This window comes from Arthrobacter sp. MYb214 (genome assembly GCF_002979865.1).
GTDB lineage: Bacteria > Actinomycetota > Actinomycetes > Actinomycetales > Micrococcaceae > Glutamicibacter.
Window position 1 is genome coordinate 977,753 of record NZ_PCPZ01000001.1, and the last position, 21,523, is coordinate 999,275.

At 58.2% G+C, this 21,523-nt stretch carries 14 protein-coding genes and 4 tRNA genes; 5 read left to right on the plus strand and 13 right to left on the minus strand.

From position 1 onward, the window contains the following. Positions 1–34: 34 nt before the first annotated feature. From CQ012_RS04510 to CQ012_RS04525, 4 genes are all read right to left on the minus strand, one after another. Complete coding sequence (locus tag CQ012_RS04510) at positions 35–796, minus strand: PIG-L deacetylase family protein (RefSeq protein ID WP_105661499.1); 762 nt, start codon at positions 794–796, stop codon at positions 35–37. Further along, a complete protein-coding gene (locus tag CQ012_RS04515) occupies positions 793–1,737 on the minus strand; it encodes an electron transfer flavoprotein subunit alpha/FixB family protein (protein ID WP_105661500.1) in 945 nt (314 codons plus the stop codon). The genes CQ012_RS04510 and CQ012_RS04515 overlap by 4 nt, the downstream gene beginning before the upstream one ends. A gap of 12 nt (positions 1,738–1,749) precedes the next feature. Further along, the gene (locus tag CQ012_RS04520; RefSeq protein ID WP_181149011.1) at positions 1,750–2,571 is read right to left on the minus strand and encodes an electron transfer flavoprotein subunit beta/FixA family protein; all 822 of its coding nucleotides are present in this window, start codon (positions 2,569–2,571) and stop codon (positions 1,750–1,752) included. Positions 2,572–2,761: 190 nt separating this feature from the next. After that, positions 2,762–4,285 (minus strand): S1C family serine protease, encoded by a 1,524-nt coding sequence (locus tag CQ012_RS04525; RefSeq protein ID WP_105661501.1) that lies wholly within the window; start codon positions 4,283–4,285, stop codon positions 2,762–2,764. Positions 4,286–4,604: 319 nt separating this feature from the next. Here CQ012_RS04525 and CQ012_RS04530 point away from each other — a divergent pair, with 319 nt between their 5' ends. Then, a complete protein-coding gene (locus tag CQ012_RS04530; protein WP_181148806.1) occupies positions 4,605–6,590 on the plus strand; it encodes a TPM domain-containing protein in 1,986 nt (661 codons plus the stop codon). A 70-nt stretch (positions 6,591–6,660) separates the two neighbouring features. Beyond that, positions 6,661–7,392 (plus strand): PspA/IM30 family protein, encoded by a 732-nt coding sequence (locus CQ012_RS04535; protein WP_105656844.1) that lies wholly within the window; start codon positions 6,661–6,663, stop codon positions 7,390–7,392. A 116-nt stretch (positions 7,393–7,508) separates the two neighbouring features. Here CQ012_RS04535 and CQ012_RS04540 read toward each other — a convergent pair. Both CQ012_RS04540 and CQ012_RS04545 read right to left on the minus strand, forming a co-directional pair. After that, a tRNA-Met gene (locus CQ012_RS04540) sits at positions 7,509–7,582 on the minus strand. Positions 7,583–7,940: 358 nt separating this feature from the next. Further along, positions 7,941–8,014: transfer RNA gene (locus tag CQ012_RS04545), tRNA-Met, on the minus strand. A gap of 250 nt (positions 8,015–8,264) precedes the next feature. Here CQ012_RS04545 and CQ012_RS04550 point away from each other — a divergent pair. Further along, a complete protein-coding gene (locus tag CQ012_RS04550) occupies positions 8,265–9,464 on the plus strand; it encodes an IS1249 family transposase (protein ID WP_105661502.1) in 1,200 nt (399 codons plus the stop codon). A 161-nt stretch (positions 9,465–9,625) separates the two neighbouring features. On the opposite strand, the gene CQ012_RS04555 is transcribed toward CQ012_RS04550, so the two are convergent. The 4 genes from CQ012_RS04555 to CQ012_RS04570 form a co-directional block, all read right to left on the minus strand. Beyond that, positions 9,626–9,699: transfer RNA gene (locus CQ012_RS04555), tRNA-Met, on the minus strand. Between the two features lie 465 nt (positions 9,700–10,164). Then, positions 10,165–10,238: transfer RNA gene (locus CQ012_RS04560), tRNA-Met, on the minus strand. Positions 10,239–10,300: 62 nt separating this feature from the next. Then, complete coding sequence (locus CQ012_RS04565; RefSeq protein WP_105657496.1) at positions 10,301–13,336, minus strand: UPF0182 family membrane protein; 3,036 nt, start codon at positions 13,334–13,336, stop codon at positions 10,301–10,303. A 130-nt stretch (positions 13,337–13,466) separates the two neighbouring features. After that, entirely contained in the window at positions 13,467–14,414 is a 948-nt protein-coding gene (locus tag CQ012_RS04570) for a YlbL family protein (RefSeq protein WP_181149012.1), read from the minus strand. 349 nt (positions 14,415–14,763) lie between these two features. On the opposite strand from CQ012_RS04570, the gene CQ012_RS04575 reads away from it, so the two are divergent. Next, a complete protein-coding gene (locus tag CQ012_RS04575; protein ID WP_105661504.1) occupies positions 14,764–16,191 on the plus strand; it encodes a zinc-dependent metalloprotease in 1,428 nt (475 codons plus the stop codon). A 61-nt stretch (positions 16,192–16,252) separates the two neighbouring features. On the opposite strand, the gene CQ012_RS04580 is transcribed toward CQ012_RS04575, so the two are convergent. From CQ012_RS04580 to nudC, 3 genes are all read right to left on the minus strand, one after another. Next, positions 16,253–16,864 (minus strand): M48 family metallopeptidase, encoded by a 612-nt coding sequence (locus CQ012_RS04580; RefSeq protein WP_105661505.1) that lies wholly within the window; start codon positions 16,862–16,864, stop codon positions 16,253–16,255. 125 nt (positions 16,865–16,989) lie between these two features. Next, on the minus strand, positions 16,990–19,113 hold the full coding sequence (locus CQ012_RS04585) for an ATP-dependent DNA helicase UvrD2 (protein ID WP_105661506.1): 2,124 nt from the start codon (positions 19,111–19,113) through the stop codon (positions 16,990–16,992). Next, positions 19,110–19,946 (minus strand): NAD(+) diphosphatase, encoded by an 837-nt coding sequence (gene nudC / locus CQ012_RS04590; RefSeq protein ID WP_286134575.1) that lies wholly within the window; start codon positions 19,944–19,946, stop codon positions 19,110–19,112. Before nudC ends, CQ012_RS04585 begins: the two co-directional genes overlap by 4 nt. 259 nt (positions 19,947–20,205) lie before the next feature. Here nudC and CQ012_RS04595 point away from each other — a divergent pair, with 259 nt between their 5' ends. Continuing rightward, positions 20,206–21,516 carry a phosphotransferase gene (locus tag CQ012_RS04595; protein WP_105657502.1) on the plus strand — a complete coding sequence of 437 codons (1,311 nt, stop codon included), beginning with the start codon at positions 20,206–20,208 and terminating at the stop codon, positions 21,514–21,516. The last annotated feature ends 7 nt before the right edge of the window (positions 21,517–21,523 follow it).

A 21,523-nucleotide genomic window follows, 5' to 3' on the forward strand; every position in this document is an offset into this window, starting at 1 on the left:
CCCGAACTTTTTCCGGTCTGCTTTGCCTGGATACTCAGAACCCGGCTATCGTGTCGCGGGCGTTCACGGCAACTGCGTGGAATGCTTCGGCAAGCTTGCCCTTTCCCAGCTGGCCACGCTCGGCGTTTTCCTCGCACTGCTGCAAAACGTAGTTTTCCATGGCGGCAACATCCGGGTGCTGGGTGAAGTGCGAACGCAAGGCGTCCATCTTCTTCTCGAAGAATTCGGTGATGTCCACATAGGCGTTCTCGCGTTCCTGCGGAGCCCCGCACAACCAGAGCCAAGGCACCTTGTAGGCTTCCAGTCCTTCGCCATGCAGCAGCTCCGGGTAGGAGAACGGATTCTCCACCGCCGGGTAGATCGCACGGGTGACCGCTTCACCGCAGGCCAGATGGTCTGGGTGCGAGGCCTGTATCCGATCCCACTTGCGCTCCGGGTGCATTGCAATCACGATGGTTGGCTTCACCTGGCGCATCAGCCGGACCACCTTGCGCATGACATCGTGGTTGGCTTCCAGGAAGCCATCGCGTTCGCCAAGGAAGTGGACCGTTTTCACACCCACCTTGGCGGCGGCCTGTTTCTGCTCTTCGTGGCGCAGCTTAGCCGTTTCCTCAGGATCCCGGTCATCAAAACCGCCGGCGTCGCCGTCAGTCATGATGCAATACTGAACCTCTGCCCCCGCCGCGGTCAGGGCCGCTACCGTCCCGGCTGCCCCAAAGTCCAGATCATCGGGATGGGCGCCGAAGGCCAGGACCCGTTGGGCGCCTGCACCAATGAATTGCGCTGTATCGATCATGCCTTGCGACGTCGAATCTCTTCGGCGGCCTGCGGCAGGACCTTGGCCAGGTCACCAACGATACCCAGGTCTGCGATCTCGAACACTGGGGCGTCGACATCCTTGTTGATCGCGATGATGAACTTGCTGGTCTGCATTCCGGCCTTCTGCTGTATCGCTCCCGAGATGCCGGCAGAGATGTACAGCTGCGGTGCGACGGTGGCACCGGTCTGGCCGATCTGCGCATCGTGCGAGATCCAGCCGGCATCGGTAGCTGCACGAGAAGCGCCCACGGCAGCTCCCAGGGCATCGGCAAGGTCTTCAACCGGGCCAAAGTCTCCGTTGACACCACGACCACCAGCAACCACGACGCGCGCTTCGGTCAGGGCAGGTCGATCACTTGCGCCTTTCGCCTCCGCCGCAGCAATCCGGACCTTGGCATCGTTGGAGTTCTCCAAAGCCAATTCCTCAACTGCCAAGGCGGTGCTGGAGGCCGCTGGCGCGTCTTCGATGCTGTTCGGCTTCAAGGTGGCAAACAGGGTGCCGTTGGTTGCCCTGGCCTGAACGCTGTAGCTTCCTGCCAGTTCATCCTTGGTAGCTACAAGATCCCCGCTGATGCCAATGACGTCGGTGATAATCGCACCGTTGCGGCGCACAGCCAAACGGGCACCGAGCTCACGGCTGAAATTGTCATTAGCAAGCAAGACCAATTTGGCGGCAGTAGCCTGCACGGCTGCGTCAAGCACGGAAATTTCGTGCTGGCCGAAAACTGGGGCATCGCCGGAAGCAGTGAATAGCTTCACCACGCCATAGGAAGCGAGAACCTGCTGGGCTTCGTCGCTGACTTGGTTGGCAACGGCCACGGCCGGGTTCTCGAAACCAGAGACCAGGGTCAGCAGTTCGCGCTGGCCTTTGGAGGGAGCCGCGGAAAGCTCAGTGAAAAATACTAGTGCTGAAGGCATGTTCAATATTCCTTAGATCAGCTTCTGTTCGGCCAAGAAATCAACCAAGGCGATACCTGCCTGGCCGCTGTCGTTGATGACCGTTCCGGCTTGGCGCGCAGGGCGGGCTTCAGCTGCGATAACTTCGGTGTTCGAGCCGAGGGCGCCGACCGCGGCTGCATCCAGGCCGATAGCGGCCAGGTCCAGCTCGGTGACAGTCTTCTTCTTGGCAGCCATGATTGCCTTGAAATTCGGGTAGCGCGGCTCGTTGGCCTGGTCGGTGACCGAGAGCACTGCCGGCAGGTTCGCCTTCAGGGTCAAAGTGCGGTCCAGGTGATCGCGCTTAATGGCCAGTTCACGCTGTGCGGCATCGAACTCAACGGCCAGCGCGTGAGTCAGCTGCGCAAAGCCCAGCCGTTCTGCGAGCTGGGCTGGAACAACCGAGGTTTCAGCGTCGGTCGAGGACATCCCGGTAATAACCAGGTCCACGTTGCCGGCATGCTCAACCAGCGCCGCAAGCGCTTTCGACGTGGCGATGGTGTCGGAACCGGCCAAGGCGTCATCGTTCAGATGCAGCCCTGAGCTGGCACCCATCTGCAGGGCCTTCTTGACGGAGTTGCCCGATCCCTTGCCGCCCATGGTCGCGGCGATGACTTCATGCCCGGCGGCGAATCCGCCGTTGGCTTCCACGATGGAAACAGCAGCTTCCACGGCGTATTCGTCAAGTTCGGAGAGTACTGATTCTGCACGGTCAAGGCGCAGCGTTCCCGAATCGATATGACGGTCAAATTGAACATCTGGGACGTGTTTGACCAGGACCACTATTTTCAGTGGAGTGGTGCTTTCCTCGCTCATTCGCGCCTTCCTACGAGCTTCGATGCCCGCACCGGTGCGGGGCACCGGGGCAGGCTAATTCCTTCAGTGTCTATCGTATCGACACAATGCAGTTCACTGGGTGTTTATCGCTCTCAGATCAACAAGTGACGCGGGCTAGTCGATCACCAGCCCGCGTTACTTGTTTCACAGCGTCATCATGACGATTTGTTTAGTTATTTGACAGCGCTCCGACAGTTGCTGTTGCGGTCTGTTCCTTGCCATTGCGAAGGTAGCTGATTTCCACTTCTCCCCCGGCTGGAATCTCGCGGATGGCCGCGGTCACGGTCTGCGAGTCCTGGACTGCACGGCCGTTGACGCCGGTGATCACGTCACCGGACTTCAGACCGGCCTTATCAGCTGCCGAGTCAGGGCTAATTTCAACAACGCGGGCACCCACCGAGAACGCCGAAGCGTTCTGCTGGTTCGATCCAGCTGCGCCCTGCGGGGTCACCGTGGCTCCGAGCAGACCGTGGGTAGCCACGCCGTTATCGATCAGTTCCTGGGCAACACGCTTTGCGTAGTCGATAGGGATCGCGAAGCCAACGCCAATCGATCCGCCTTCTTCACTGTTGCCTGCCGAGGCAATAGCAACGTTGACACCAATGATTTCACCATTGGCGTTGACCAATGCGCCGCCGGAATTGCCGTGGTTGATCGCCGCGTCAGTCTGGATGACGTTTACGTAGATCGAACCGCTTGAACGCTGCTGCTCTTGTTCCTGTCCCGGGAATTGGAAGTTGAATTGGTTGCCATCCCCGCCCTCGCTCTGGTCGCTTTCCTTCGGAACGGCCGAAGAAGCGATGGAGATGGTGCGGTTCAAGGTGGAAATGATGCCGTCGGTGACGGTGCCGCTTAGACCCAGCGGTGCGCCGATGGCGACAGCGGTATCCCCGACATTCAGCTCGGCCGAGGAACCCACGGCGGCAGGCACCAGGCCGTCGGCCGGGATATTGATGACTGCCAGGTCCGATAGAGGATCTGTGCCTACCACGGTGGCACTATGCACCGAACCGTCGTTCATCTGGACCGAAATTTTGGGATTGGCAACTTCGCCACCCAGGGTAACCACGTGGGTGTTGGTCAGAATATTGCCCTTGTCGTCCATGACGATGCCCGATCCGGAACCGCCAGAACCGTTGCCGGAAACCTCGATGGTCACCACGCTTGGGCTTGCCTTGGCGGCAGCGGCGGTGACTTCGGTGACCTTGTCCGGGTTGTTGATCACCACGCCCTCACGCGGCGAACTGCTCACCGAGGAAGACCCCGCGTCGTCATTCATCAGGTAGGTCGTGCCAGCGGCAGTGACGCCACCTACCAAGGCCGCGGCAATCATTCCGGCGATGAGCGTGCTGCCAGAGAAGGACTTCTTGTCCTTGGAAGGCTTCTCGGGCGGGATCGGGTAATTCGCAGGCTCGTTGGACGGAGGGCCGTAAGGGGAACCGTAGGGAGAGCCGTTCTGGACTTGCTGGGCGTCGGAATGCTGTCCGTGGGAGTGGGCCGCGTTCTGCGTTCTTTCAACGGACGGCGCGGGGTAAACGCTGGTTGGATTCTCGCTGGCGCTTGGAGCCTGATTCACTCGCGGGTAGCGCACCGTAGGTTCGGCCGAAGCAATTGGGTCGTTATTGGTGTCGTTAATTGGCTCTGCTGAATCGCCCGCATCGTTCCCACGTGGCTCATTCGGTGTCTGGCTCATGGCTTGCCTCTTTCGAACTGTCGAATCTCTTGAGTTCTATTATCCAACTCTGGTCTGTGGCATCGAATTGTGGTGTCTGAGCACCGGCTGTGAGTTAACTATTCTGCCAGCTGAATGTCGTAGACGTTGTTCATTAGGGCAAATAGAATCAATCATAAGTGTGAACCCAATCTCGGGGATCACCAGATCGGGATTCTCCCGATTTTAGATTGACTGATGCATTTCAGGTGGGGAACAAGACATGCGTATGAAAGCTCGACGGCTGATTGCTGGAGCAATATTGGCAACGGTAGCCTCTTTCGGCTTATCGGCACCTGCGATGGCTGAATCGCCTGTAACGATTCCACCTGGCGACTTCGTCGTCGATTCTTCAGGCGTGCTCGGCTCCGACGAAACGCGTTTGGAATCCGAAATTAAGGAACTTCGCAGCAATACCGGACTAAACCTGTTTGCGATATTCGTCGACGAGTTCTCCAACCCAGACCAGGCAGATCAATGGGCCGCCGAAGTTGCCAACCAAAAGGGTTTGGGCAGCGCTGACTCCATCCTGGTGGTGGCAACCGAGACCCGCCAAGCATATTTTGCTGGCGCCGAAGGCGGTCCGATTGCCAAAGCCGATACTGAAATCTACAGCAGCCAAATCAGCCCGGCACTCAGTGAGAAAAACTGGGCCGGTGCAGTCGAGGGGGCCATCGCTGGCATGCGCAGCGTTGAAGGTGGAGGCAGCCCAGATGGTTCATCCTCTGGCGGTGGTTTCCTAACCGTCGTACTGGCCATTGGTGCCGTTGCTGTGGTTGGGTTCCTTTTCCTTTCACGGCGCAGCAAGAAGAAGACCGCGCAACTCGGCCAGAGCCAAGGCCAACACCCAGGACAGTACGGCGCCCCTGCTCCGCAGCAGCAACTGGTCCCCCTGGACAAGCTCCGTTTGCAGGCAGACCAATTGCTGGTGGCTGCAGATGACTCGATCCGTTCTTCGCAGCAAGAATTGGGCTTCGCCGAAGCACAATACGGCAAGCAGGCTGTCCAGGTCTATGTGGAGGATATTGAACAAGCCAAGAACCACCTGACTGAATCTTTCCGCCTGCAGCAGCAGTTGGATGACGATATCCCCGATACCGAGCAAGATCAGCGTTCATGGTTGAATGAAATCATCGACCGTTGCAAGAAGGTCAACAGTTCCCTGCAGGCCCATGCTGACGAGTTCAAGCAATTGCGCCAGCTGGAGCAGAATGCCGAGGATCGCATTACTGAGGTATCGGCGAACCAGGAACCGCTCAACCAGAGGCTGTCGGCCCGCGTGGCAGACTTGGAACGCCTTGCCGGCCAATATGACGCCAGCGCAGTATCGCAGATCAAGGACAACGCCGACCAGGCCGCCGAGCGCCTGACCTTTGCTTCTTCCGCCTTGAAGCAGGCATCAGAGAAACTGGCCACTGACCGATCCAATGCCGCGATCTTGATCCAGAATGCGGAAGAAGCCCACGACCAGGCCGATGTGCTGCTCAAGGCCATCAACAAGGCTGGCGAAGCCTTGGGGCAGGCCCAGCAAGACTTGAAGTCCGCAATCGCGCTGGCCGAACGCGACCTGGCTCAAGCGAACGCCTTCGTTGGCAACGGAGCAAATCCCCGCCTTTCCAGCGCCGCGGCCGGTGTCGAAAGCACTCTGGCGAATACCAAGCAAGCACTGAGCAGCGGCAAATACAACCCGCTGGCTTTGATCACCCAGCTCGATGAGTCCGTTCGCCCGCTTTCAGAAGCTCTTTCAAGTACGCGTAACCAGGCTCAGCAGGAACAATCAGCCCGTGCACAACTGGATTCGTTGCTGCACACCGCAGCGTCGCGCATCAGCGGTACCGACGATTACATCCGTGCCCGTCGCGGCGGCGTCCGCTCTTCAGCTCGAACCCGCCTTGCTGAGGCGCAGCGCACCTTCGATGAGGCGCGCTCGCTTTCTGGCAGCGATCCGCTGCGTGCTGTAGGTTCCGCACAGCGTGCCATTCAGCTAGCTGACCAAGCTGCGCAGATGGCCGAAAGCGACGTCAGCGGATTCGACGGCTTCGGCGACTCGCGCGGTTACGGGAACTACGGCCGTGGCCGCGGGGGCGGGATGTTTGATGGCATCGGTGGCGCGATGCTCGGAGGCATCCTGATCAATACCATCCTCGGCGGCGGAGGCCATGGCGGTCATTCCGATGGCGGCGACGGTGGAGGTTTCTTTGGCGGGGGCGGCTTCGGTGGCTTCGGCGGCGGCGGAGGCGGCTTTGGAGGAGGTGACTTCGGAGGCGGAGGAGGCGGCAACTTCTAGCTTGCCGGACCAGTTTCACCAGAAGGTTTCAAGTTCATAGTGTTTTCTTGACGGACAGAAAGGTCCAACCATGATCAAGCAGTCAATCTTCGGACGCATTTCCCAGTTGGCCAAGGCCAATATCAATGCAATGCTCGACTCAGCTGAAGATCCCCAGAAAATGATGGATCAGATGGTGCGCGACTACAACGACAATATTGCTGAAGCAGAGCAGGCGATTGCCCAGACCATCGGCAACTTGCGCATGCTGGAAGACGACTTCCGCGAAGACGAGCAGGCAGCTTCCGAGTGGGGCAACAAGGCTCTGGCAGCATCCAACAAGGCAGAAGAGTTCCGTGTTGCAGGCAATGCCGATGATGCCTCGAAGTTCGACAACTTGGCTAAGGTCGCCATCCAGCGCCAGATGCAGGCCGAGTCCGAGATGAAGACCGCCGAGCCGACGATCGCTTCGCAACGCGAGATCGTGGACAAGCTCAAAAGCGGCTTGAACATGATGAAGGAAAAGCGTACCGAACTGGCAAGCAAGCGCGACGAGCTGGTCGCCCGTTCCAAGTCGGCACACGCTCAAAACCAGGTCAATGAAGCCATCAAGTCCGTGAACATCATGGATCCGTCCAGCGAAATTGGTCGCTTCGAAGAAAAGGTTCGTCGCGAAGAAGCCCGCGTTCGCGGTGCTGCAGAATTGCAGGCATCAAGCCTGGACTCCCAGTTCGAGTCTCTGGAAGATCTGGGTGAGCAGACCGAGGTGGAAGCCCGTCTGGCCGCTCTGAAGGCCAAACAAACCGATGCTTTGGAGAGCTAAACTTTCTGCTCTCTGAACTGTGTCAATTGGCTGGCAGTGCGAAAGCATTGCCAGCCAACTTCTTTAATGCTTAAACCAAAAGCGGAGACCCTTCCGGATCTCCGCTTCCACTTTCGTGGCGGGGAGAGGATTTGAACCTCTGACCTCCGGGTTATGAGCCCGGCGAGCTACCGAACTGCTCCACCCCGCGTCGGTAAATACAACATTACCAATCAGTGAATGACTTGGCCAATCCTGGGATAGTGCATTGCGTCACCAAGAGACCCCTGGCTCATGAAGCGGGGAAATCGCCCCACTCCCCACGGCATCTCCACAGGGTCAAGGGAAAGCTTTTCAGGACCATCCGGCGGGCTCGAAACAAAATCAACGCCATGGGTCCGCTGCCTGTCCGCCTCGGCCCAGTGAATGCGGACATATTAGTTGCTCCCCCATCGGGAAGTCGATCATGTGCCTACTGGCGCTTGGCCACGCTCACCCGTTGGCGCCGTCCTGAGAAATCCAATTAAACCAAAAACGGAGACCCTTCCGGATCTCCGTTTCCACTTTCGTGGCGGGGAGAGGATTTGAACCTCTGACCTCCGGGTTATGAGCCCGGCGAGCTACCGAACTGCTCCACCCCGCGTCGGTAAATACAACATTACCAATCAGTGAATGACTTGGCCAATCCTGGGATAGTGCATTGCATCACCAGGACACCCCCGGCTCGCGAAGCGGGGGCAACCGCCCAACTCTGCACAGGCTCTCCCCCGGATGAAGGGAAAGCTTTTCAGACCCATCCGGCGAGCTTGAATAAAAATAAAGGGCTATAGGCAATAAAGTGTGTCTGAAAACCTGATCCTGCCCCGGACAGCCGGGGCAGGATCAAGGTTCACATGGGTATTGAATCCATAAGTGTGAAGCTTACTGGACAATCCCATACTTGTATTATCTGTCATTCCCGACTGAAGAAAAACGGAACCACCTCCAAAGGAACCCAGCGCTGGCGCTGCATCACCTGCAATGCCAGCACCGTTTTCAAACGCGAAGACACCACCGCCCGCAACCAACTCACCGGCTTCGTCACCTGGCTGATGAGCAAACATTCCCAAGCCGAATTCGGCGGCGGAACCGGCCGCACCTTCCGGCATCAGACCGCTTGGTGCTGGAACGTGCACCCCTACCTGCATCACACCGGCGAAGTCTTCGACGAGATCCAAGTCGACGGCATCTATCTGCGCCACGGCTGGTGCCTGCTGATCGCCATCGCTCACGGACGTGTCATCGGATGGCAGTGGTGCGACCGCGAAAAAGCCGAGGCCTGGACCGTGTTGCTGCAGCATTTCCCCGGACCGAAAGTCGTGGTGACCGACGGCGGATCAGGCCTGATGAAAGCGCTCAAAGAGTTCTGGCCGAACGTGAAAATTCAACGCTGCTTGGTGCATATCCAGCGCAACGTGCGCACCTACCTGACCCTGAATCCGCGTTTGCCTGCAGGGAAGTCATTACGTCGATTGAGCCTGAAACTCACGAAAATCCGGACGCAGGAAGCCGCAGCAGAATGGATTGCCGCCTTCGCTGCGTGGCATGCCGAAAACCACGAGCTGATCAATGAACGCACCTACGCTGCTGACTGGTCCGGTGCCTGGCCGCGGGGCCTGCGACGCAACCGCAAGTGGTGGTACACCCACGATCGGCTACGCAGCGCCTACGAGTCCATGAATAACGCCCTGCGACGCGGGCACCTGTTCACCTACCTGGATACAGATCTGAACGGCTTGGGGATCAACGCGACGACGAACATGATTGAAGGTGCGGTGAACTCCGGCATCCGGGCCATGATTTTCTATCACCGAGGGATGCCCATTGAGCATCGCCGGCGGGCGTGCGAGTGGTTCTGCTGGACGCATGCGGATGACGGGAACCACCCGGCCTTGCGGACACTGTTGCGCCCGGAGCATTACACTCCCGAAGCGAAGAAGAAGGCGCAGCACATAGTTGATGAAGCACCAATCGGCCCGGAGCTTTATGGCACTGGCGCCAGCACTGAGGATGGGCAATTCATTCGCAGTGAGTGGATGAGGAATATCTACTAGAGCAGGGTTTTAAGGTTGTCTGGCCCGGGAACACGCCCGGGTCAGACACACTTTATTGCCTATAGCCCAAAATAAACGCCACGGTCGCCCATTGGCGCAGGCCTGAGAAGTCCGGTTAAACCAAAAACGGAGACCCTTCCGGATCTCCGTTTCCACTTTCGTGGCGGGGAGAGGATTTGAACCTCTGACCTCCGGGTTATGAGCCCGGCGAGCTACCGAACTGCTCCACCCCGCGTCGGTAAATACAACATTACCAACTGGTGAACTCAATAGCGAATCGAAAAGAGTGTCCTTAATCGCACTACGCCTAAATGTCCGACCTGATCCGAATTATCCTTTGGTTATATCCAGATGCCTCGGCCCGGCGTTACCCGGGTTTCAAAGACCCCAGGGGTCTTCCGCCGCATGATTGCACACTCCGGCGGGTAGCCCGTCGCCACAAGGTGCCTGAGAGTCTGCTGCGATCACCCTAGCCCGCTCAGGGGAAGATTCTCGGGCCTTCCAGCGCCCGGGGCCCTGCGGTAGGCCTGGAACTGCGTCAGCCTTCGGCCCCAACTTACACATATGCCGGCGACCGCCCCCTTCCCGTACATGGGTTGACGGCAGTTCCCGCATCAATTCACGGGTACTGATCCGGCAACGGGCAACTTGCAGATTAACGCAAAATGGAGATCCGTTAGGATCTCCATTTTGCCATTCGTGGCGGGGGCAAGATTTGAACTTGCGACCTCCGGGTTATGAGCCCGGCGAGCTACCGAACTGCTCCACCCCGCGATGACTAGACAATTCTTGCATCATCGCGGAGTGAAAGCAAATCGGTCAGCTGATGCTAGTGCTTAGCCTTCAGCACCGTCCTGGGGTGCTGGCGATTGGGCTGCGTCCTGATTTTGTCCGTCGTCCAGTTTCACATCCCCGTCAACCTCGGTGCCGTTGATGGCCGCATCTGCGTCCATCGCGCGGGTCAAGGCATCCTCCAACTGCTTCTGCGATTCGCCGTAGGCTCCGAAGTCACTCTTGGCCAGCGCTTCCTGGCCATTCTTGATGGCTTCATTCGCATCAGCCAGAGCTTCGGAGAGCTTCTGGGTATCAGTCTTGGTTGGTTCCTTCTCGCCCTTTGGATCATCCTCTGGCGTAACGCCTTCGGTCTCACCAGTCACTGCACCGGACTCACCGCCGAAGACCTCATCCAGTGCTTCAGCCAAGGTATCGGCGAAGCCAACCTTGTCGCCGAAGGAAACCAGGACCTTACGCAAGGTCGGGTAGCTGGTCTGTCCCGAGGACTGAACGTAGACCGGCTGAACGTAGAGGATACCGCCGCCAACTGGCAGCGACAGCAGGTTGCCGTTCTTGACCTCCGAAGCACCCTGACGCAGCAGGTTCAATTCAGTGGTCACGCGTGTGTTGGTATCGAAGTTCTGCTGTGCTTGGCCTGGGCCAGGAACCGCAGTATCTCGTGGCAGCTCGAGCAGGCGCAGCTTGCCGTAGTCTTCGGCCTTCGCCCCAGGTTCGGAGCCGGCATCGGCGTTGGCCGAAAGGAAGCCGAAGAGCACGTTGCGCTGCTGGCCGTTGGCCGCGGCAGCAGGGATAAACGTCGAGGTCAGCGAGAACGACGCTTCATCCTGGGTCGGCATCTTCAAGGACATGAAGTATGGCGGCTGCTTCACGCCAGCGGCGGATGAGGTCGGATCATCCGGCACAGCCCACGCGTCGTTGGACTCGTAGAACGCGTCCGGGTTGTCCACGTGGTAGGTGGTTAGCACTTCGCGCTGCACCTTGAACATGTCCTCAGGGTAACGTACGTGCTCCATCAACTCAGCCGACATGTCATCCAACGGGTTCAATGCCGTAGGGAAGACCTTCTGCCAGGACTGCAGGATCGGGTCTTCGGTGTCCCAGGCGTAAAGCTTGACCGTTCCGTCATAGGCGTCGACGGTGGCCTTCACCGAGTTGCGCAGGTAGTTCACGCGGCCGGTCAAAGACAGGTCCTGCGCATTAGTCAGCGAGTCGGTCACTGCCGAGTCCAATTGCTGCTGCTGCGAATACGGGAAGTCGTTGGAGGTGGTGTAGCCATCGATGATCCACTGCACGCGGCCATCAATGATGGCAGGGTACGCCTGGGAATCCAGCGTCAGGTACGGAGCAACCTTGCTCACGCGATCGCGAGGATCACGATCGTAGAGGATCTGCGATTCGCTATTGACGTTCTGTGAGAGCAAGAGGTCAGTGGAGGCGAACTTCAGTGCGTAGACCAAGCGGTTGAACATGTTGCCAACGTTCGGACCGCCATCGCCCTGGAAGGTATAGCGGGTGTCTTGGTTCTCGCCACCGGTACCTGGACGGTCAAGTTCCTGGTCGGTCCATCCCTCATCCGGCCCGCCGACAATGGAGTAGGACGGAGAATTCTCACCGAAGTAGATCCGCGGCTCGTAATCCTCGTCGGTAATCAAATCACCGGAGGTCGGGATGCCACCGAGCATGAAGTCCGGACGACCACCGGCAGCCACGCGGTTACCGTAGGCAGCCACCAGGCCGTAGCCATGGGTGTAGTTGATGTGCTGGTTCACCCACGTGTCGGTTGGGTCCACGTTCACTTCACGGGCGGCAATAACGGTATCTTCCACCTTGCCGTCGATCTCGTAACGGTCGACGTTAAGGGTCTCGGCGAAGGTGTAGTAGCCGCGGAACTGCTGCAGCTGCGCGAAAGCAGCCGAAACCAGGTTTGGATCCAGCAGGCGGATATTCGCGGTGGTTGAGGTTTCCTCGGCCAGCGCATTCTTCTCAGTCGAGATCTTCGCATCGTAGTCAGTAACTTCGACATCGTCGAGACCGAAAGCCAAGCGCGTCATTTCGATGTTGCGCTCAATATAGTCGCTCTCCAACGCCCTTTGGGAAGGGACCACCTTGTACTGCTGGATCAGGAACGGGTAGACGCCGCTGGCAACGATCATCGTTGCTACCAGCATGGCGGTGCCGATCAATGGCAAACGCCAGCGACCGTTGATTGCCGCAATCACGAAGGTGATGGCGATAAGGACTGCCACAATGGCCAGAATCATCTGTGCAGGGATGACAGCGTGGACATCCTTGTACAGTGCACCGGCGACACGGCCGGACTGGTCGGTGAGGGTCTCGTACTGGCCGATCCAGAAGTTCACAGCCTGGAAGATCAAGAAGACTCCGACAACAACTGCGGTGTGCACCCGAGCGGCCTTGCCAACGGTTATGCCGCCACGCTCTTCAACGCGGATTCCGCCGTAGAGGTAGTGGGTCAGCAGACCAGCCACGCCGCTGAGCAGCACGACCGAGATCAGGAAGCCGTTGACCAGTGCGATGAATGGAAGGGAGAAAACGAAGAAGCCCAGATCCATGTTGAACTGGGGGTCAGTGCTACCGAAACCGACCTGGTTGAAGAACAGCAAGATGGTCTGCCACTGTCCGGCCACGGCAACGGCAGCGAAAATGCCGATCACCAATGGAATGCCAACCATCAGGAATCGGCGGACTGGTTCCAGCTGGGCCTGGTAGCGCGACATGGAATCAGGTCGGGTCGAGTTTGGCGCATAGACAGGGCGGTGCTTGTAGGCACTGCGCATCGAGAACCACATTGGAACCGCCATCAGCACCAAAGCGATCAGGAAGATCACTAATTTGGAGATCCGCTCAGTCCAGTAGACCTCGGAGAAACCCAGCTGGTTGAACCAGAGGATATCAGCGTAGAAATTCGACAAGAAAACGAAGACTGCGACGAGAATGACCACCGCGAAGATGGTCAGGGTCAGCGGCGAGGCTTTCTTGCCCGAAGGGTTGGAAGGTCGTTGTGGTTCTTGGGGCCGCGGCGGACCCCCGAACGGACTATCCGATCCGAAAGACACTATCTATTCCTTACTTTGGGTTCTTCCCGTTGTTCCCAACAAGAGAACTCGTGTACCTAATTCTTGTACGGGCGTTGTGTACGAGACTGGTTTCCTTGCATCACATTCTTCCCTTGATGCCCGGCTAAATCTATTCGCATGTCGTGAAAGTCGCCGGGTCTTCACCTGCGGCGATCTTCTCCAATGCCTGGCGAGCTTCTGACAGGGTTGCAACCTTGATGACATCCAGTCCGGCAGGAATACGCCCTATGGCTTCAGCGCAGTTGTCGGCTGGGGCCAAGAAGACGGTTGCTCCGGCATTCTTCGCCGCCACCATCTTCTGGGCGATTCCACCGATTGGACCGACCTTGCCATCGGCTGAAATCTCACCGGTACCTGCGATGTGGTGGTCTCCCGCCAATGAGCCTTCCGTCAGGCGGTCAATGATCGCCAAGGCAAACATCATGCCGGCGCTGGGACCGCCAACATTTTCCAACCCGAAGCTCACATCGATAGGGAACTCGTATTCGTTGCCCAGGAAGACACCCAACTGGCGTTCGCCATTCTCGGCTTCCTTGGTGTTCACAGTGACATCTACGTCGCTGTAGACGCCATGCTTATCCGGTCTGCCAACGGTCAAGATTGCTGGTTCTGCACCGCGGGAATTCAGTTCTTCCTTCAGCTGTTCCAGCGAAGTGATCTGCTCTCCTTCGAATTTCAGAAGGCGATCCTTGGGCTCAAGCACTTTTTCATTCGTGCCGGTGGAGAACTCAGCGACCGTAAGCCACTCGGTAAAGCCCTGATCCAGCTCGGCCAAAGCCGCTGCCACAGCCAAGTCCTGCGATGAAGTCATCATGAAATCATTTTGTTCATTCTTCTCTTCCGAAGAGACACCACGAGAAATGATGGTTTCTTCAGGAACTAGATCCTTGGCCGAATTGACCAATGCTTCAAGTACGACAGGTATGGTGATTCGGTTCTGCCCGCCACCCTGGACGTAAATGGTCAACAGATCCAAGACGCTCTCCGAAGGGTATGACTGGGCTCCCTTGATGGAGACCACATCGTGCCCGTTGTCCTCGCCAAGAGTGTTAAACACTGGGCCAGGCGACCGGATCATGAAATTCGTCGGGAGAAACATCATGACGCCGATCAGGAGGAGCGCAACGACGCCGGAGCTGGTGCGTTTCATGGTTTTGGAACCTCGCGGAGTGCGGCTGGAATCGCCTGGCTCCAAAGTCGAGTCTTGTGGTTCCTGTACGTGCACTGATCCTGCTCCCGCCAACTGTCAAAAAATACGCGGATCCGTCCTTGCAGACATCCCCACCCTTAGCCTACTGAAGCCCTGGGTTTAAAAGCATCAGCATCAAGGCGTATTCGATGTGCCGAAAGCGAACTGAAGCCCAGATTCATGGGAACTATCAGCTACTCGCGGTAGTTTTAAAGGCATGGCACAGAACCCCCCGAATAACCGCCCTAACGGCGATGACGACGAAAACAATCCGCAGGACCCATTTTCTGCAATGTTTGGTCAGCTCTTCGGTGGCGGATTCGACCCGAATGACCTCCCGCCGCAGCTTCGTGATGCCCTTGGTGCTCAAGGCGATCCGGCTGCGATGCAGAAAATGATGCAGCAGGCCCAGGCCATGATGTCCGCGATGATGAGCAATAACGCGTCTTCCGGTCCGGTGAACTGGAAGCTTGCATCCGACACCGCTTTGCAGGCATATGCCAGCGATGATCCGGCGGTATCGGACGCGCGCAACAACGCCATCAGCGATGCGTCAAACCTTTCTGAACTGTGGCTGAACAACGCTACGGTGTTCGAGTCGAACGGCCGCTCGACCGAGGCATGGACTCGTAAACGATGGTATGACAAGACCCTGGCCACCTGGAAGCAGGTCACCGAGCCTGTTGCCGAGTCGGTAGCTAACGCAATCACCACCGCGATGAAGGATCAGATCCCCGAAGAGATGAAGGGCATGCTCGGCAATTCCGATGGCATGTTCCGCAATCTCGGAGCCAGCATGTTCGGCATGCAGCTGGGCACTGCACTGGGCGGCTTGGCAACCGATGTGCTTGGCGGCACCGATATCGGCCTGCCTTTGGCAGGAACCACTCCAGGCATTATCGCGGCCAACGTCAGCAAGTTCGGCGATGGCCTTGAAATCCCAGAGCAGGAAGTCCTGCTGTATGTGATTCTGCGGGAGAACGCACACGCACGATTGTTCAACCGGGTCCCTTGGCTAAGCTCCAAGTTGATTGGTGCCGTGGAATCCTATGCTCGGGGCATCCATATCGACATGTCGCGCATTGAAGAAGCAGTACGCGGTATCGATCCGTCCAACCCTGAAGCGCTGCAGTCGATGCTGGGTGAAGGATTGTTCACCCCGCAGCGCACCCCCGCTCAGGAGAAGGCTCTAGAAAACCTAGAACTGACGTTGGCATTGATCGAGGGCTGGGTTGATCATGTGGTCTCCTTGGCCGCCCAGAACCTTCCATTTGCTGGTCACCTGCGCGAGACGATGCGTCGCCGCCGAGCTTCGGGTGGCCCAGCTGAGACTGCCTTCGCATCTCTGGTTGGCCTTGAATTGCGCCCACGCAAGCTGCGCGAAGCGGCTGCCCTGTGGGAGCACTTGTACGACGAACGTGGAATCGAGGGCCGTGATGCCGTATGGGATCACCCAGATCTGATGCCTACCGCGGAAGACCTCACCGATCCCAAGGGCTTCACGCATCGCCGTGAAGTTGCCGCGACCGAGTTCGACGACTTTGACGCAGCACTGGGTAAGCTTCTGGACGGCGGCTTCGACAACGCTGAACCCGAAGCCGAAGGCGATGACGGTTCAGGGAATCCAGAGGATCCGAAGAACTGATTAGATCGAAACCTCGAAGGAGGGATGTGCACGAGCGCACATCCCTCCTTCGTGCATTGAGCTACTGTTCCTCGTCATGGCCGAAACCCGAAAGTTCATCCTGGGCCCGGCCCAATTCCTTGGCGTGAGCGTTGTAGCCTGCGTGGAATGCCTCCAAGAAAATATCCGCCTGCGCTCGGCGTTCGAACCGGTTCAGCAAAGCCTGGAACCTAGGTCCGTGGCCGGCCCGCGGGACCACCAGATGCGCAAGCTCGTGGACTAGAACATAGTCCTGCACCCAGCTGGGCATATGCTGCAACGTGACCGATAAGCGGATGCTGCGCTGCCGATATGAAGCCGAACCCCAACGCTTATTTTGGTTGGCTACCCAACGCACGGATTGCGGCGCGGCTTCGCCGGCGAAGTACTGCTGGTCAAGAGATGCCGCTCGGCGCTCCAGCGCATCATCGGTATGACCCGCGGTACGCGCTTGGCGTCCCTTGCGATACTTCGAGATCATCTCATCAACGAAAGCGCGTTCCGTTTTTTCGTCCAGCGCTGCAGGGACTTGGATAATCAGCCGGTTATCGCGCCACTGGGAGGAAATGGTCTTCTTGCGCTTGGCCGAGCGGAGAACCCGCACTGGAATCTCATCCGGCGCGACGAAGTCGACGGTGTTTGGAAAAGCTGGCATTGCATTGCGCCTCTTTCCTCATCTATGGCAGCGGCCGGGGACCTTCCTGTCCGCTCACTACGTGATCTCTAAGCTACGTCCTAGCCTGAACAGCTTCGGACCAATTCGCCAACTTGTGGAGAACCCTATGCGCGGCGCTCGTCAACGACCGCAAGCACCGCCTCGCCATATCGTTCAAGCTTGCTACGTCCCACCCCGGGAATCTTCGACAATCCCTGGATTGAATCCGGCTGGTGCTCCGCGATGGACATGAGGGTTGCATCGGTGAATATGACGAATGCCGGGACCGCGTTGGATTGGGCAACCTCCGATCGCCATTCACGCAAAGTCTCAAACAACGCTTCATCATAGGCAGCAGGGCACGAGGCGCAACGTTTGAGCTTTCGCTCTTTTGCACTGGTCAAGAAGGATCCACAGGTCATGCAAACTGCGGGCGTGATTTTCTGTTCGCGTTTGCGGTAGGTGGTCTGCTGCCTGCTGCTGGCTTGGCGTACCGATTTAATTCCATCGAGGAATCGTGATGGGTATCGGTGCGCGCGTCCGCCCGGGGTCCTTGCCAGCGACCAGGACAGGTACAGGTGCTTCCGTGCGCGGGTAATACCCACGTACAGCAGCCGCCGTTCTTCATCGAAGCCCGCTTGGTCCTTGGCATAGGAGATCGGGACCAGGCCTTCGTTCAATCCAACCAGGAATACAGCATCCCATTCCAGCCCCTTGGCTGCGTGGAATGATGCCAAGGTGACGCCATCCAGAGTTGGCGCGTGCTGGATCGCTGCGCGGTCTTCCAATTCCTTGACCACATCGTGCAATGTGGCATCAATGTCTTGTTCTTTTTTAAGCGCAACGACTTCGTCGGCCAGGCGAACCAGTGCCGACATCGATTCCCAACGCTGGCGCACCGCACCAGTGCCGCCGCTTGGGGCATTCGCCGAGTAGCCGTGCGAGGAGAGCACATCGCGCACCATCTGCGCAACCGGAGTATCTGCGGCGACGCTCAAGCCGGCCCGCAAGGCCAGCATCCCTTCCTTGACTTCGCGACGGGAGAAGAACCGCTCGGCACCACGCATTACGTAGGGGATGGAATACGCCGTCAGTGCTTGCTCAAAAGCCTGGGACTGCCCGTTAGTGCGGTACAAGATGGCAATCTCGGAGATGTCCTGGCCGTTTTTGAGCAGCTGCTTGATGCGCTGGGCGACTTCCTCGGCTTCATTTTCGTCATCCGTCGCTTCAAAGAATTCAGGGGCCGGACCGTGATCGCGTTGCGCGATGAGTTCTAGTGGTTCGGGCCAGGTCACGTTACGGTCAGGGACTTGGGATTCAATGCGCCGATTAGCAAGCACCTTATTCGCCAGGTTCACGACTTCAGGAGTGGAGCGGTAATCGCGTACCAGCTTCACGACCTTTGCTTCCGGAAACCGTGTGCCGAAGTTCAGCAAGAAGTCTGGGCGTGCACCGGTGAAAGAATAGATGGTCTGGGAGGCATCGCCCACCACGCACAGTTCGTTGCGCTGGCCAAGCCAGAGATCCAGGAGCCGTTGCTGCAACGGCGAAACGTCCTGGTACTCGTCGACGACGAAGTGGCGGTACTGCTGGCGTACACTGGCTGCGACTTTTTCATTGTCTTCAAGAATTGCAATGGTCAGCAGCAGTACGTCTTCAAAGTCGATAACTCCGCGGTCATCTTTGAGCTCTTCGTAGGTTTGGAAGATGCGGGCCATGCTCACTGCTTCGAGACCGTTGGGCAGTTCTCGGGAAGACGCAATCTTGGCGTAGCTTTCCGGGGTATGCATGGAGACCTTGGCCCATTCGATTTCCGCAGCCAGATCACGGACCATGGCGCGGTCGCTGGAAATGCGCAGGCGACGCGCCGCCTCCGCAATGAGCGGGGCCTTGTGTTCTACCAAGTTCGGCAGGGTACCGCCAACGGCCTGCGGCCAGAAGTACTGCAGCTGGCGCAAGGCAGCTGCGTGGAAGGTACGCGTCTGCACGCCGGGTGCGCCGAGCTGACGCAAGCGGGTACGCATCTCCGCAGCTGCACGCGTGGTGAAAGTCAGCGCGAGAACACTGGTCGGGTTGTAGATGCCAGTATGCACGCCGTGGGCGATCCGGTGGGTAATTGCTCTGGTCTTGCCGGTTCCTGCGCCCGCCAGAATACACAGTGGACCGCTGAGGGTTTCAGCTGCTTGCCGCTGTTCAGCATCCAGTCCCGCCAGCAAATTGTCTGCTGGCGGATTGTCGTATTCGGTCACTTGCTCAGGGCCTCCGGAAGGGGTTCGCCGTACCAGGTACGGATCAATGCGTGGGCTATCGAGACTCCGCGCGGTATATCTATTGTTCCTGATTCCAGAGCTTCACGCAGTTCGGCTCGTGTGAACCAGCGAAGGTCCATGATTTCTGCACCATCCGGAACCAGCTCTTCGCTCAAGGCTTCAGCAGCGAAACCGAGCATCAGCGATCGCGGCATTGGCCAGGGCTGGGAACCGCGGTAGGCGACCTCTCCAATACGCACACCGGATTCTTCAAAGATCTCGCGGCGCACAGCAGACTCTAGGGACTCCCCTGCTTCGACGAATCCTGCAAGCACCGAGTACATCCGGTGCTTGAAGGTGGCGTTGTATCCGAGCAGCAATCGATCTTGGCTGTCGATCACCGAGGCAATGATTGCCGGGTCGGTACGTGGAAAAAGCTCGTGGTCATTGTTCACGCAACGCTGGCCCCACCCGAAGGTGGCAGCCCTAACGGGTGAACCGCAGCGTGGGCAGAATTTCTCTGAACGGATCCAATTGGCGATCGCCTGCGCTTCAACGAAGAGTTCTGCATGCAGTTCATTGAGCAGGTTGAAGCCTTCACGTAGCGTCGTCCAGCGCTCGATGCCGCTGGAGGCATAGTCCTCGGCATCAACGAGAGCCAGAACGTATTCCGTGCCTGATGCACGCCCCAGGTACACCTGGCGCTCGGAGTCTTTTGCGAGGTAGTCCGTGCCGTTGAGAAAGAAGAGATCAGAGCCGATAGTTGCCGCGCCACCACCACTGATCAGCAGCACCTTGGTGCTGCGCTGCTTAAATAGGCCAGGCAAAAGCATCGGGTCTTGCTTTTCGGTCAGTGGGCGCTCAATCAGAGACTGTCCGAAGTGAAGTCCGGTAAGTGGGGTTCGATAAGTTTCTGCCAGAGCCATACCTCTAACCTAATGCACATAGCGCTCCAGAATCTTGATGCTTGCTCAATGTGGATAGCTGTTGATCAATGAGATTCGTCGCAACTCTGAATGTTGCCGGTGAATCCCGCCATATTCCGTGCGTCATTCAACGATAGAAAAGGGAATCTCGCATACGGTGGAACTTGTGAAACGCACTGCCATGGAACTCGCCGCAATTGCCACCGCCGCCGTCCCCGGATTGACTCCGGTAGGCTTCGCGGCGCTGTCCGACGATGCAGAAGATTTTGACTCAGCATTGATCGTCGACGCACTCAAGCATCGCTGGCGCGTTCGTTCACCTCGGCATGACGAGGCAAGCATGCGTCTGGAAGCAGAGCTTTCGGCCTTGCGCGCTTTCTCCGCCAAGGTCCGCGCTTCACTGCCGTTTTCCTTGCCTGCCGTAGCCGGCACCGTGCGCCAGGGCCCACTGCGCACCTTTGTCTACAAGGATATGCCCGGACACGTTCCGACCCTCGATGAATTGGTTGATGTCGGCAGCAACCTGGCCAAGTCGCTGGGCCAATGCATGGCTGCCATCCACCAGATCCCAGATGAAGCTGTTGAAGTGGCAGGCCTGCCGACCTACACTGCCGACGAGATTCGACAGCGCAAACTCAACGAACTGGATACGGCCGCGGCTACGGGCAAGGTGCCAAGCGGTTTACTGCGCCGTTGGGAACACGCCATGGAGGACGTGGCGCTGTGGCGTTTCAACGCTGCCGTAGTTCACGGCGACTTCGATGAAGAGCAGCTGCAGATTTCCCATTCCAGCATCACTGCAGTCAAGGGCTGGACAGATTTGCACGTCGGTGATCCCGCTGATGACTTCGCTTGGCTTTCGGCCATAGAAGACCAGAGCTTCAGCGAGCGCGTTTTCACCGCCTATGTCGAAGCCCGCGGCAAGGCTGCGGATCCGCACATCATGCGTCGCGCCGCGCTGGCCGCCGAATTCGCGCTGGCGCAGTGGCTGGTGAAGTCTTTGGATTCCAAGGACTACGAGCGCATCGCCGAGGCCGAAGAGATGCTACGCGAATTGGACCAGAACATCGCGGAGTACGGTGGCCAGCCATTGTCGGTCGTGGAAGCTCCGCGCCCTTTGGCTCCCCAGCCAGAAGCACCGGCCCAGAAGGCTCCGGAAAAGCCGGCCGCCGTCGCCGCGCCAAGCATTAACACCGACAAGGTCACTCCCCTGGCAGCGGAATCGCCGAACTCCGCAACACCCCGAAGCACAGCGTCCAATGTCCAGGCCGCGCCAGAGGAGTCTGGTGACCAGCCAAAATCTGATGCTGTTCAGGCTGATGCCAAGAACAGTTCGCCTGCGAAGGATGAACCCGCCTCCAAGGCCGCCGAACACGATAGTGATGCAGCGGAGGCCGAGTCAGCTGCCGCACGGCCAATGAGCACGGCTGAGCCTGCTGAAAAGAACAACAAGCCTGTTGAGGACGCCGAGAAGTAAAGACTTC